Origin of the sequence: Ruminococcus sp. 210702-SL.1.03, from assembly GCF_020559915.1 — a bacterium.
GTDB lineage: Bacteria > Bacillota > Clostridia > Oscillospirales > Ruminococcaceae > YE71.
Map to the genome: position 1 here is coordinate 1 of NZ_JAJCLZ010000190.1, position 230 is coordinate 230.

The 230-nt window shown below is 41.3% G+C and carries 1 protein-coding gene; it reads right to left on the reverse strand.

Features of this window, described 5'->3' with window-relative positions:
• Positions 1-230 (reverse strand): transposase (locus LI114_RS14055; RefSeq protein ID WP_227221173.1); only part of this gene is annotated, 230 nt, incomplete at both ends.

Here is a 230-nt window from a genome sequence, read left to right on the forward strand (position 1 = left end):
TTTATCCGCTTTCTCAGCTGCTGGTTTTCTTCGGCGATATTCAGAGATTCTTCCGTGCTTCGTTCTCCGCAGCTGATATCAAGACTTCCTATCTTTACTTTTCTGATCCAGCCGTACAGCGTATTTACAGAAATTCGAAGTTCATTCGCTGCATTTACCGCACCTATCGTTTTTTCAAGCTTTACCGCCTGCACCTTGTACTCATTTTCATATTGTTTATTTTCTGACAT